Origin of the sequence: Sphingomonas fuzhouensis (genome assembly GCF_034659795.1) — a bacterium.
Lineage (GTDB): Bacteria > Pseudomonadota > Alphaproteobacteria > Sphingomonadales > Sphingomonadaceae > Sphingomonas > Sphingomonas fuzhouensis.
The window spans coordinates 159,821-172,032 of the sequence record NZ_JAXSQY010000001.1; the positions used below are offsets into that span (position 1 = coordinate 159,821).

Consider the following 12,212-nt stretch of genomic DNA (forward strand, 5'->3'; position numbering starts at 1 on the left):
TGCCACATGGCGGGCCGGGCCATGGCTTTGACGTTTGAATACCGCCTTTCGGGGCATGAAGTGGCGAAGCGCTTGGGCGTCCGCTCCGTCCGGCCTGACGGCACGGATGGTCGGCGGGCCGCGCACAAGCGGACGGGGCGAGACCGGGCATGAGCACGACGATCGACTATTATGAACTGCTCGAATGCGAGCGCACGGCGGACGATGCGACGATCAAGTCGCGTTACCGCAAGCTGGCCATGCAGTACCACCCGGACCGCAATGCGGGCTGCAAGGACTCCGAGGCCAAGTTCAAGGCGATCAGCGAAGCCTATGACTGTCTGAAGGACCCCCAGAAGCGGGCGGCCTATGACCGCTATGGCCATGCCGCATTCCAGCAGGGCATGGGCGGCGGCGGTGGCGGCGGCGCGCAGGATTTCGGCGCCTTTTCCGACATTTTCGAAAGCGTTTTCGGCGAATTCATGGGCGGCGGACGCGGCGGTGGGCGGCAAAGCCCGCGTCGCGGCGCGGACCTGCGCTACGACATGGAAATCACGCTGGAGGAGGCGTTCCACGGCAAGCAGACCGAGATCACGGTCGATGTCTCTGCCGCCTGCGACACGTGTGACGGTACGGGCGCCAAGGCCGGGACTAGCGCCAAGACCTGTCAGCAGTGCGGTGGCCACGGCAAGGTGCGCGCGCAGCAAGGGTTTTTCGTAGTCGAGCGGACCTGCCCGGTCTGCCAGGGCGCGGGCCGGATCATCGCCGATCCGTGCCCGGATTGTCGCGGCGACGGCCGCGTCGAGAAGACCAAGACGCTGGCCGTGAACATCCCGGCGGGCGTCGACGAAGGCACCCGCATCCGCCTGACCGGCGAGGGCGAGGCTGGCGCGCGGGGGGCACCGGCGGGCGACCTCTACATCTTCCTCCATGTGAAGCGGCACGCCATCTTCGAGCGCGAGGGCACGACCCTGTTCGCGCGTGCGCCGATCAGCTTCACGACGGCGGCCCTGGGCGGCTCGCTGTCCATCCCCGGCCTCGACGGCCGCACCCATGAGATCAAGATCCCGGCGGGTATCCAGTCTGGCAAGCAGCTCCGCCAGCGCGGCGCAGGCATGCCTGTCCTGCAAGGACGCGGCACCGGCGATCTGGTCATCCAGATCGAGGTCGAGACGCCGACCCGCCTGTCGACCCGCCAGCGCGAACTGCTCGAACTCTTCCGCGAAACCGAGACGGGCGACGAATGCCCTGAAAGCCAAGGCTTTTTTGCCAAGTTGAAGAGCGTCTTCGCGGGGGAGTGATCCCTGTCACAATAGACGAATGAACAGGTGACATAACAAAGCCGGAGTGATGGCCACTCCGGCTTTGTTGACTCTCATCGATGAACGGCGTCATGATTGCATTGCCGCTTTTGGGAGGAAGTGTTGCGATGCGTGGACGATATGTGTGCCTGCTGGCGGTCGGTGCGTTTCTGGTAAGTCCTGCATCGGGGCAAGACGCGCCGCCCGCTAATGTCGCTGCACCCCCTCTGCCTGACGGCGGATCATCGGACGAGATCATCGTCCGCGCCCTGAAAATTCCCCGCACCAAGCTGCCGGTCAATGTTCATTGGGCACCTTACGGCAATGTAACGGCCAATATCGCCTATGAACGGGCCGACCAGTTCTTGTCCTGTGCTTTCAAGAAGGTGCGTCGCGATTGGCTTCGCAAGGCGGTGGAGGGGCCGCCCCATCTTGCCAGCACCGTCTATGCGCAGGGCCTGGTGACGGTGACCAATCTCGGCTGTTATCCGCCCCCCGGCAGCACGGCCGCGCCGGATGTCATGGCGGCTGGGGCATCCTATCTGGATCGCACGATCCTTCTCGAACAGGTGCTGCGCCGTTTCGTGCCGAATGCCGCGCTGGATGCGGCGCAGACCTTCGATCCGGCAGTACGGGCCCGTTTCCGCGTGGTCGAAACCCAGCATAACCGCTATCGCCGGAACCCGGAATTATCGGGCTTCGCGCTGGCCGCCTGCCTGGTCCAGACCCAGCCGGTGCTCGCCACGCGGCTGGTTCATGCCGAACAGGGTAGCGATCTGGTCCGTGGGCTGGAACAGGCGATGATCGTGAATGCGCCCGAATGCCTCCAGGGCCTCACGCGTTTGACGGTCGAGCCGACGACGACGCGCATGTACATCGTCGACGCCTTTTACCGCTGGCTGCTGGCGGTGCGCAACGTGCCGACGCTGATCCCCGCAAGCAATGCATAGGACAGGCCTGGCGTCCCCAAGCAAAGCCATATTGCATTGCGGCGATGAGCGCGCTCCAATGGCGTGTCGAATGAGGGAGAATGTCATGTCGCCGTGGAAAACCCTATTGCCCCTGGTCGCCGCGTGCGCGCTGCTCCCCGCCGCCGCGCCGGTATCGGCGCCGCGTGTCGGCATCGCCAGCTTCGAGGCGCTGCCCAAGCCCCTGCCGCTGCCCTATCACGCAGGCGACGCCAAGGCGGAGATCGCGGCGGCGCGCGCCCGCGCGATCAAGGCGCACAAGCGGGTGCTGATCGATCTGGGCGGCAACTGGTGCCTCGACTGCCGGTTGCTGGCGGGCGTGATCGACACGCCGCAGATGCGCCCCTTCATCGCCAAGCATTTCGAGGTGGTGACGGTCGATGTCGGTCGGTTCGACCAGAATATGGATATCCCCGCATCCTATGGGATCAAGGGGCGGCTGGCGGGTGTGCCCGCGGTGCTGATCGTCGATCCCAAGACCAACAGGTTGGTCAATGCGGGCCGCGAGACGGCGCTGGCCGATGCGCGGGCGATGACGCCGCAGGCGGTGGCGGACTGGCTGGCCGGTTGGGTGGGGTGAGGGGACTTACCAGCCTTTTGGCTGGGTAATCACTGTTGTTCCCTCCCCCAACCCCTCCCGCCTGCGGGAGGGGAGAGGTAAAAGGGGCCGCGCGTTTCCTGAAGAAACTCCCCTCCCGCAGGCGGGAGGGGCTGGGGGAGGGGAGTCCCTATCCAAGCGTCATTACGCTCGGGAGATTCCCCTCCGGGTCACGCTTCGCCGAACACCCGCGCGAAGATCGTGTCGACATGCTTGTAATGATAGCCGAGGTCGAACCGCGCCTCGATCTCCTCGGGCGACAGCGCCGCCGTCACGTCGGCATCGGCCTTCAGCAGTTCCATCAGCGACAGTTCGCCGTCCGACTCCCACACCTTCATCGCGTTGCGCTGAACGAGGCGATAGGCGTCCTCGCGGCTCACGCCCGCCTGGGTCAGCGCCAGCAGGACGCGCTGCGAATGGACGAGGCCGCCCATCTTGTTGAGGTTCTTCTCCATCCGCGCCGGATAGACGACCAGCTTGTCGATCACGCTGGTCAGGCGCGCGAGCGCGAAGTCGAGGGTGATGGTCGCGTCGGGGCCGATATAGCGCTCGACCGAGGAGTGGCTGATGTCGCGCTCATGCCACAAAGCGACATTCTCCAGCGCCGGGGTGACGTAACCGCGCACCATGCGGGCCAGGCCGGTCAGATTCTCGGTCAGCACCGGGTTGCGCTTGTGCGGCATCGCCGACGAGCCCTTCTGGCCGGGCGAGAAATATTCCTCGGCCTCCAGAACTTCGGTGCGCTGGAGGTGGCGGACTTCGGTCGCCAGACGCTCGATCGAGCTGGCGATGACGCCCAGCGTCGCGAAGAACATCGCATGGCGATCGCGCGGGATGACCTGGGTCGAGACGGGCTCGACGGTCAGTCCCATCTTCTCGGCGACATGCGCCTCGACGCTGGGGTCGATGTTCGCGAAAGTGCCGACCGCGCCCGAGATGGCGCAGGTGGCGACATCGGCGCGCGCCGCGACCAGGCGGGCGCGGTTGCGGTCGAACTCGGCATAGGCTTGCGCCAGCTTCAGGCCGAAGGTGACCGGCTCGGCATGGATGCCGTGGCTGCGGCCGATGGTCGGGGTCAGCTTATGCTCGATCGCGCGGCGCTTGATGACGGCGAGCAGCGCGTCCAGGTCCTCGAGCAGGATGTCGGCGGCGCGGGCCAGTTGCACCGCCAGGCAGGTGTCGAGCACGTCGGACGAGGTCATGCCCTGGTGCAGGAAGCGTGCCTCCGGCCCGGTCCGCTCGGCGACATGGGTCAGGAAGGCGATGACGTCGTGCTTGGTCTCGGCCTCGATCGAATCGATACGCGCGATGTCGAAATCGCCCGCCGCCTTATCGGCTTCCCAGATGCGCGCGGCGGCTTCCTTGGGTACGACACCCAGCTCGGCGAGTGCATCGGTGGCGTGCGCCTCGATCTCGAACCAGATGCGGAAGCGGGTCTGCGGGTCCCAGATCCGGGTCATGGGGGCACGGGAATAGCGCGGAATCATCGAGGCACCTCAGGTCGTGGAAACGGCACGGCTTACCGTGCACTCCCTCTCGGAATCACGGCGTGCCGTGCCGTTAGCAGGGACGAGCCGAGCCTTCAAATCCGAAGGTGCAATTCCCATATGGCATAATGCAGAACGGGATCGTATCACTAATGACGAAGATGCGTTCCCGGTCTTCATAGTCATCGTTCGACCAGAGTAAGGGAGAGACGAGATGATGAAATATGCTTTTCTTGGCGCCGCGATGATGGTGTCTGCCCCCGTTCTTGCACAGGTTACGCCTGCGCCAGCCCAGACCACACCAGCCGCGCCACAGGATGCCCCGGCAACCTCCGCTGATCCGGCGCAGCCCACCGCAGAGCCCGCCGCGCCCGCCCAGGTGCAGGCGACCGGCAGCCAGATCGCCCAGGTCGTCGACACGCAGTTCCCGACCTATGACAAGGACGGCGACGGCAAGTTGAACAAGGCCGAGTTCGCCCAGTGGATGGTCGCGCTGAAGTCGCAAAGTGATCCGTCGACCAAGGCCGATGCGCCCGCCACCAAGAAATGGATCGGCAGCGCCTTTGCCCAGGCCGATACCGACAAGGACAAGGCGGTGTCCAAGACCGAACTGACCGGCTTTCTGAGCCAGGGTCAGGGCTGAATCGGAACACCCCCTCCGTTCCGACGAGTCCCCGAGCGGGGATGAGCGGGGCCGTCGGACCTTCGGGTTCGGCGGCCCTTCTGTTTTGATCCTCCCCAAGCTCGCTGGGGGAGGATTGGAGACAGGCACGAAAAAGGGCAGGGGCGTTGCTGCCACCTGCCCTTCTTTTCGTTCGCTTGCCCGGATGGGAAAGCGAGGCCGGATCAGGCCTCTTCCGAACCTTCGGTCGGCGCATCGGCCGCTTCGTCCGCGGCGGTCGGGACCGTCGGCGGAACGATCGTGGCGATCGCGAAGTCGCGGTCGTCGATCGCGGGTTCGGCGCCCTTGGGCAGCTTCACGTCCGAGATGTGGATCGAGTCGCCCACGGCCACGCCCTTCAGCGAGATGCTGATTTCGGTCGGGATGTTGGCGGCGTCGACAACCAGCTCGATCTCGTGGCGGGTGACGTTCAGGACGCCGCCCTGCTTCACGCCGCTCTGGTCTTCGTCGGTGAACACGACGGGCACGGCGACCGTGACGGTCTCATGCTCGCCGATGCGCAGGAAGTCGACGTGCAGCGGGCGGTCGGTGACCGGATGGAACGCGACGTCCTTCGCCAGCGTGCGCTGACCGTCCACCATGATGACCGAGGTGAAGAAATGACCGGTCATCAGCGCCTTGACGAGGGCCTTCTCTTCGAGATGGATCGACGCGGCGGCCTGATTGCGGCCATAGATCACGGCGGGGACGCGGCCTTCACGACGCAGCGAACGGGAGGCTCCCTTGCCAACCTGATCGCGCGTCTCGGCGGCGAGCGTAAGGGTGTCGCTCATTCCAGTAACTCCGAAACAAAATGGATATAGGCTTCCGACCACGCCTCCAGGGATGACCATGACCGGAAGCGGCGGCGCATAGCGGCTACCATGCCAAAAGGCAAGGCGGGCCGCCGCCCCGTTGTCAGAAGCGGATTGGCAGGCCGAGTAGGACTCGTCCGTGTTCGCTGCCAGCCTGGGCACGTAGGCGAACCGCGACGTTGCGGCTGAGCTGGCGCTCGATGCCGATGCCGCCGACCAGGCCATCGGGCCCGTTGCCATCGTTATCGATGACGTTGGCCAGCCGTACATCGTAGCGATAGCCGCCATAGCCGGCCTCGGCAAAGACCATGGTGCGATCGCCGAGCACATAACCCGCCCGCGCGGTCAGACTGTAGCCCAGGCGCGCCTTTTGTTCGTAAAACGAAAAAACTTGCTGGCTCCGTACGGTGCCGCCTCCGATCTGGACCGCGACCTCGCCGCCCAGGCGCAGCTTATCGGTTGCGGGGAGCATGACGCCCGCAAACCCGCCTCCTGCCAATCCGGCCGCGACATATTTGCGGCTGTAATTCTCATCGCCGAGTCGAAAGCCATGAATCAGGATTCCAGCCTCCGGCCCGGCATAAGCGCCGGTGAAGACCGGTTTTTCCTGCGCGAAAGCGGCGGCGGGCATGCAGGTCAACAGTGCAGCGGCGAACAGGATGCGCATCGAAAACGTCCTTCGATCGGTCATGAGGACTCCCCATCGATTCCCCAAGAATGTTGATGTATGGTAATTATGAATTTCTGTAAAACAGAAAGAATACGATGCCAGGTAGATATTTCATGAGTCGAGGGCGGGCTCGGGCGGTGCGGGCCTTCGCCGTGTTGTGCTTCCTGTTGGCTGGGCTGGGGCTGGGAACGCTTCCGACGATGCTGGCGGCACCGCAATGGCTGACCTTCAAGTTCGACTGTGATGATGGATGCCGCCCGAAGGCCGAACCGCTCGATCAGGTGTCGTCCGATGTTCGGCAGGTGATCGCCAATCTCCCCAAGGCTGACGCGCGCATGACCGCCGTCATGACGGAACCCTTTTGGTGGTGGCGGTTGTTCGGCATCCAGATGCTCGATGTCTTGCCCTTCACATTATTGTTCTTCTCGGTCGGCATGGCGCTCTGGCGGTTCGGCAACCGCGAGGAGCATCGCGACTGGAGCGGCATACGCTGGTTGCAGAGGGCGACGGCGGCGGGGATCGTTATGGCCATCGCCGAACCCTTGGCGCAGCTGCTACGGGATGCTGTCTATGTCGGGGCTTTGACCCAAATGGAGGAGTTTTCTTACTCGATCGAATTTACCGAGATGTTCAATCACCTGCTGTTCGCCGGAGCGGCCTGGGCCGCGACATGGGCGCTGGCGGCGGGGTTGCGCGCGCGGGGCGATCTGGCCGAGATCGTCTGATGCCCGTCACCGTCAATCTCGACCTGATGCTGGTGCGTCGCAAGGTGAAGTCGAAGGAGCTGGCCGAGGCGATCGGGATTACCGAATCGAACCTGTCGCTGCTGAAATCGGGCAAGGTGAAGGGCGTGCGCTTCTCGACGCTGGCTGCCATCTGCCGCTATCTGGAATGTGAGCCAGGCGACATACTGGGTTATGCGCCATCCGACGATGATCTGACGGCGGAGGAATAGGGGCCATTCGCGCCACTCCCCCAGGGAAAGCGGCGCGAACGCGGCGGTTCAATAGGCGATCCGCTCCGCCTTGATCCCCTGCTTGGCGAGATAGGCCTGGACGCTGTCATTGCCCGCCAGATGGCCAGCACCCACCGCGATGAAGACGGTGCCGGGCTTGGCCAGCCGGTCCTTGATCCACGTTGCCCAGCGGGCGTTGCGGTCGGTCAGCAGGGTCTTGGCGACCTCGGGCGAATCCTTCAGGCTTTCGTTCATCGTGCGGGCCAGCGCATCGGGATCGCCCTTGGCCCATTCGTCGACCATCTCGGCCATTTCCTCGCCCGCCTTGGGCAGGTCCTCGACCGTCGAGGTCAGGAAGTCGATCTGCGCCTTTTGCGACAGGCCGTTGAAATAGCCGATCTGCTGCTCGGCGGTCTCCAGCCCGGCGACCGGCTTGCCCGCTGCCTTGGCCGCATCGGCCAGCACGGTTTCGGGGCCGTTCTTCGGATCATAGCCCAGCTTCTGGATCGGCGCGATCGACAGGGTGACACCCGCCAGCCACGGCTTCATCCGGTCGAACGCCTGGGGCGGCAGGCCCGCATCGGTCACCGCCTTCAGATAGGCGCCGCGCTTGTCGGCGGGCAGCTGCTCGGTCAGGGTCGGGCCGCTGGTGATGATGCCGTTCTTCAGCACGATCTGCTGCATGGTCGCCTGGTCGGGCTGCACCATTTCCAGCATCAGCTGGTCGGACTTGTCGAAGGCGGTCTTCACCGCCTCGTCGAACCAGGTCAGGCCGGGCTTCAGCACATGGATGGTGCCGAACAGATAGATGGTGGTGTCGGCATCCTTGACCACCCAGAGCGCGGGGTCCGCGTCATTGGCGGCCTGGGCGGGCTTGCTCTGCGCACAGGCGGGGAGCGCCAGCATCAGCGCGAGCGAGGTGAGGGCGGCTTTCATGATCGTCTTCATGGGATCGGACTTTCGGAAAAGGAAGGGAGATCAGACATATTTGCGCCACATCCAGACGATGCCGCAGGTCGCCATCAGCGCGCCGTAAACCCATTCGGCTTGCAGGGGAGGCAGCACGCCGCCGCGCCACAGAAACCACCAGACGGGGGCGCCCAGGCCCACGACGTAAAAGGCCGCCAGGGCGCCGTCGCGATAGGCGCGGCTCTCGTGCTCGTCGACGACCCGGTGCCAGCGCCAGGAGATGATGGGTATGACCACGCCCCAGATCAGCGCCATCAGTATGGCGAACCACAGTGGCAGCGGCGAGGACCAGAGGTCGGGATGGGGGGAGGCGCCCGGCGGCTGTTGCAGCACGATGAGCGCCGTCGAGAGCCCGGCGATGCCGCCCACGACGCCGGATATGGCCAGCAACCGGTGGTTGGTGCGCTCGCTCGGTCCCTTGGCGATACGCGAAGCGTTCATGGTCATGGTCGCACCTCGATGGAAAGATGGACGGAGAATTTGGGCAGTCGCGCGCCATGAGCGGCTACGGCGGCCGACCTGATGTCGGGGCGGATCGCGTCGAGCGTGACCTCTCCCACCCGTTCAGCACCCCAGCCGAGCAGGGACAGCGCGATGCCCGCCCCGATGACCGTGCGGGTCAGGCGGCGGCTCATGACCGCACTCGCTGGATCAGATAATAGCCTATCCCGACCGCAGCGGAGATCAGCCAAGCGACGTAGCCCGGATTGGACAGCGGGACATATTTTGCGGCTATCGTCACCGTAGCCTGCAACAAAAAGCCGCTGAACCCGATCACCGCCCAGGTCTGCACCGCCAACTGCCGCTGGACCTCGTCCGCATCGCGCCAGTTGCGCCATGCCACCGTAACGGCGAGCAGCAGGAGGGGAATCAGCAGCCCATCAAGAACCCAATCCGGGGTCGGATGCGGAGCACCACCGCGTACGCCGTCAATGAACCCGTCGATGAAGGGATAGCCGACCAGCGTTGCTGCCGTGACAACCGCTAACGCGATCCGACGGCGCCTGGTGCGATTGGCCCGTGCTGTTGCCCGCGCCTCGCCCCAGCGGGCGTCGCCCTCACTCACCATGATGCTCGTCATCGAAAATCTCCTCGATAGACATCTCAAACAGCCGTCCGATGCGGAAGGCGAGCGGCAGCGAGGGGTCGTATTTCCCCGTTTCGATGGCGTTGACGGCCTGGCGCGACACATCCAGCCGTCCGGCGAGTTCTGCCTGGCTCCAGTTGCGTTCGGCGCGCAGCACCTTGAGGCGATTTTTCATGTCCACCTCCTCTTGCATGGCCAACCTCCCTTTGTCACCCGTGCATGACGTAATGTCAGGTGACCATGACAAAGTGACAGCGAGTCGCGACATTGTCAACAAGACCTGACAAAATATCACGCGTGGCTGACTAGCGAGCTTCGGAGGTGTGGCCGCTCGCCTTGACCGCGAAGGGGCCATCCGCCAAAGCCTGCGCCATTATGCAGACCCGAAACGGCATCCCGGAAGGACCCCTTTCCTTCCAGCGCATGATCCTCACCCTCCATGACTATTGGAGCGAGCGGGGATGCGTGATCCTGCAACCTTATGACATGGAGATGGGGGCGGGCACCTTTCACCCCGCGACCACGCTGCGCGCGTTGGGGCCGGATAGCTGGAACGCCGCCTTCGTCCAGCCGTGCCGCCGCCCGACCGATGGCCGCTATGGCGAGAACCCCAACCGGCTTCAGCATTATTACCAGTATCAGGTCATCCTGAAGCCCTCGCCCGCCGACCTGCAGGACCTGTATCTGGGCAGCCTGGCGGCGATCGGCGTCGATATGGCCAAGCACGATATCCGCTTCGTCGAGGACGACTGGGAAAGCCCGACTTTGGGCGCCTGGGGCCTGGGCTGGGAAGTCTGGTGCGACGGGATGGAGGTGACGCAGTTCACCTATTTCCAGCAGATGGGCGGATACGACATGAAGCCGGTCGCGGGCGAGCTGACCTATGGGCTGGAGCGTCTGGCCATGTATATCCAGGACGTCGACAATGTGTACGACCTGCGCTTCAACGATGCGGGCGTGAGCTACGGCGACGTGTTTCTTGAAAACGAGAAGCAGATGTCGACCTGGAACTTCGAGGTCGCCGACACCGACACGCTGTTCGACGCTTTCCGCAAGGCTGCGGCCGAGTGCGAGCGCTGTCTGGAGGCCAAGCTGCCCATTCCCGCCTATGAACAGGCGATCAAGGCCAGCCACACCTTCAACCTGCTGCAGGCGCGCGGCGTGATCTCGGTGGCGGAGCGCCAGGCCTATATGGGCCGCGTCCGCGATCTGGCGAAGGGCGCGTGCGGCGCCTGGATGGACAAGAACGGGTGGGCGGCGTGATGCCATCCATCATTCCTCCCTGCGCAACGCGCGGGGAGGGGGACCATTGCGTCAGCAATGGTGGAGGGGCCGTCGCGTCAGCGGCGGATGCCCGCCGCCCCCTCCACCGGCTGCGCCGGTCCCCCTCCCCATCTGCGATGGGGAGGAATTGAGAGTGACTATGACCGATTTTCTGCTCGAACTCCGCTCCGAAGAAATTCCCGCCCGGATGCAGGCGGGGGCGCGGGAGAATCTCGCCAAGCTCTTCACCGCCGAACTCGCCAAGGCCGGTCTGTCGGCGGGCGAGATCGTCACCTATGCGGGGCCCCGCCGTCTGGCGCTGATCGCGCGCGGGCTTCCGTCCGCGACCGAAGCCGTCTCCGAGGAGGTGAAGGGACCGCGTTCTTCGGCCCCTCCGCAGGCGCTGGAGGGCTTCCTGCGCAAGACCGGGCTGACGCGCGAGCAGCTGACCGAGCGCGACGGCGTGCTGTTCGCGATCACCGAAAAGCCCGGCCGCGCGACCGCCGAGGTTCTGGCCGAGGCGATCCCCGCGATCGTCCGCGCCTTCCCCTGGCCCAAGTCGATGCGCTGGGGTGCCGAATCGACCTCGACCGAGTCGATGCGCTGGGTCCGCCCGCTGCACGCCATCGTCGCGCTGTTTGGGCCAGAGGTCGTGCCGTTCGAGATCGCCGGGATTACCAGTGGCAATGTCACGCGCGGCCACCGCTTCCACGCGCCCGCCGAGATCGTGCTGACCGGCGCGGACACCTATGTCGAGCAGCTGCGCGCCGCGAAGGTACTGGTCGATCAGGACGAACGCGCCGCGATCATCCGCGAACGTGCGTCGGCGCTGGCCGCCGAAGCCGGGCTGGAACTGGTCGAGGATGAAGGGCTGGTCGCCGAGAATGCCGGGCTGACCGAATGGCCGGTGCCGCTGCTCGGCCGCTTCGACGAAGCCTATCTCGACGTGCCGCCCGAGGTCATCCAGCTGACCGCGCGGGTGAATCAGAAGTACTTCGTCTGCCGTTCGGGCGACGGCAAGCTGGCCAACGCCTTCATCTGCACCGCCAATATCGAGGCGAGCGACGGCGGCGCGAAGATCGTCGAGGGCAATGGCAAGGTGCTCGCCGCCCGCCTGTCCGACGCGCGTTTCTTCTACGAGACCGACCTGAAGACCAGGCTCGACGATCTGCGGCCCAAGCTGGAAAAGATCGTCTTCCACGAAAAGCTCGGCACCGTCGCCGACAAGGTCGAGCGGGTGGCGAAGCTGGCCCGCTGGCTGGTCGAAGAGGGTATCGTCGGCGCAAATTCGCCCTCTCCCCACCGGGGAGAGGGAGGGGACCCGCGGCAAGGCCGTGGGGAGGGTGAGGGGCAGCCCAGCAGCGCCTCGCCTGCGTCGGGGCCCCCCCCCCCCCCCCCCCCCCCCGGGGGGGGGGGGGGGGGGGGGGCGCTGTGGGGCCGCGCCCCCCGACCCCCGCAC

The 12,212-nt window shown here is 65.2% G+C and carries 16 protein-coding genes; 8 read left to right on the forward strand and 8 right to left on the reverse strand.

The window, feature by feature from the left end; translation table 11 throughout:
* Positions 1-149: 149 nt before the first annotated feature.
* The 3 genes from dnaJ (at position 150) to U1H82_RS00820 (ending at position 2,828) form a co-directional block, all read left to right on the forward strand.
* Entirely contained in the window at positions 150-1,280 is a 1,131-nt protein-coding gene (gene dnaJ / locus U1H82_RS00810) for a molecular chaperone DnaJ (protein WP_322963026.1), read from the forward strand.
* Between the two features lie 128 nt (positions 1,281-1,408).
* The gene (locus tag U1H82_RS00815) at positions 1,409-2,230 is read left to right on the forward strand and encodes a hypothetical protein (protein WP_322963027.1); all 822 of its coding nucleotides are present in this window, start codon (positions 1,409-1,411) and stop codon (positions 2,228-2,230) included.
* Between the two features lie 85 nt (positions 2,231-2,315).
* Positions 2,316-2,828, forward strand: coding sequence for a thioredoxin family protein (locus U1H82_RS00820; protein ID WP_322963028.1), 513 nt, complete (start codon positions 2,316-2,318; stop codon positions 2,826-2,828).
* A gap of 188 nt (positions 2,829-3,016) precedes the next feature.
* Here the strand turns inward: U1H82_RS00820 and purB are convergent, their stop codons facing one another.
* Positions 3,017-4,333, reverse strand: coding sequence for an adenylosuccinate lyase (gene purB, locus U1H82_RS00825; RefSeq protein WP_322963029.1), 1,317 nt, complete (start codon positions 4,331-4,333; stop codon positions 3,017-3,019).
* Between the two features lie 214 nt (positions 4,334-4,547).
* Here purB and U1H82_RS00830 point away from each other — a divergent pair, with 214 nt between their 5' ends.
* Positions 4,548-4,976, forward strand: coding sequence for an EF-hand domain-containing protein (locus tag U1H82_RS00830; protein WP_322963030.1), 429 nt, complete (start codon positions 4,548-4,550; stop codon positions 4,974-4,976).
* Between the two features lie 203 nt (positions 4,977-5,179).
* Here U1H82_RS00830 and U1H82_RS00835 read toward each other — a convergent pair whose 3' ends face one another.
* On the reverse strand, positions 5,180-5,788 hold the full coding sequence (locus U1H82_RS00835; protein ID WP_322963031.1) for a 50S ribosomal protein L25/general stress protein Ctc: 609 nt from the start codon (positions 5,786-5,788) through the stop codon (positions 5,180-5,182).
* Positions 5,789-5,912: 124 nt separating this feature from the next.
* Complete coding sequence (locus tag U1H82_RS00840; RefSeq protein WP_322963032.1) at positions 5,913-6,476, reverse strand: outer membrane protein; 564 nt, start codon at positions 6,474-6,476, stop codon at positions 5,913-5,915.
* A gap of 140 nt (positions 6,477-6,616) precedes the next feature.
* Here U1H82_RS00840 and U1H82_RS00845 point away from each other — a divergent pair, with 140 nt between their 5' ends.
* Entirely contained in the window at positions 6,617-7,204 is a 588-nt protein-coding gene (locus tag U1H82_RS00845; RefSeq protein WP_322963033.1) for a hypothetical protein, read from the forward strand.
* Positions 7,204-7,434 (forward strand): helix-turn-helix domain-containing protein, encoded by a 231-nt coding sequence (locus U1H82_RS00850; protein ID WP_322963034.1) that lies wholly within the window; start codon positions 7,204-7,206, stop codon positions 7,432-7,434. The genes U1H82_RS00845 and U1H82_RS00850 overlap by 1 nt, the downstream gene beginning before the upstream one ends.
* A 48-nt stretch (positions 7,435-7,482) precedes the next feature.
* On the opposite strand, the gene U1H82_RS00855 is transcribed toward U1H82_RS00850, so the two are convergent.
* Genes U1H82_RS00855 through U1H82_RS00875 form a run of 5 tightly spaced genes read right to left on the reverse strand, consistent with a single transcriptional unit; the run spans position 7,483 to position 9,665 of the window.
* On the reverse strand, positions 7,483-8,370 hold the full coding sequence (locus U1H82_RS00855; protein WP_322963035.1) for a TraB/GumN family protein: 888 nt from the start codon (positions 8,368-8,370) through the stop codon (positions 7,483-7,485).
* A 42-nt stretch (positions 8,371-8,412) separates the two neighbouring features.
* Entirely contained in the window at positions 8,413-8,850 is a 438-nt protein-coding gene (locus U1H82_RS00860; protein ID WP_322963036.1) for a hypothetical protein, read from the reverse strand.
* On the reverse strand, positions 8,847-9,038 hold the full coding sequence (locus tag U1H82_RS00865; protein WP_322963037.1) for a hypothetical protein: 192 nt from the start codon (positions 9,036-9,038) through the stop codon (positions 8,847-8,849). Before U1H82_RS00865 ends, U1H82_RS00860 begins: the two co-directional genes overlap by 4 nt.
* The gene (locus U1H82_RS00870; RefSeq protein WP_322963038.1) at positions 9,035-9,484 is read right to left on the reverse strand and encodes a hypothetical protein; all 450 of its coding nucleotides are present in this window, start codon (positions 9,482-9,484) and stop codon (positions 9,035-9,037) included. Before U1H82_RS00870 ends, U1H82_RS00865 begins: the two co-directional genes overlap by 4 nt.
* Positions 9,462-9,665, reverse strand: a complete 204-nt coding sequence (locus U1H82_RS00875; protein ID WP_322963759.1) for a helix-turn-helix transcriptional regulator — start codon at positions 9,663-9,665, stop codon at positions 9,462-9,464. Before U1H82_RS00875 ends, U1H82_RS00870 begins: the two co-directional genes overlap by 23 nt.
* A gap of 248 nt (positions 9,666-9,913) precedes the next feature.
* Here U1H82_RS00875 and U1H82_RS00880 point away from each other — a divergent pair, with 248 nt between their 5' ends.
* Positions 9,914-10,753 carry a glycine--tRNA ligase subunit alpha gene (locus tag U1H82_RS00880; protein ID WP_294310866.1) on the forward strand — a complete coding sequence of 280 codons (840 nt, stop codon included), beginning with the start codon at positions 9,914-9,916 and terminating at the stop codon, positions 10,751-10,753.
* A 160-nt stretch (positions 10,754-10,913) separates the two neighbouring features.
* Positions 10,914-12,212, forward strand: a 1,299-nt coding sequence (gene glyS, locus U1H82_RS00885; protein WP_322963039.1) for a glycine--tRNA ligase subunit beta, incomplete at its 3' end; no start/stop codon positions are given.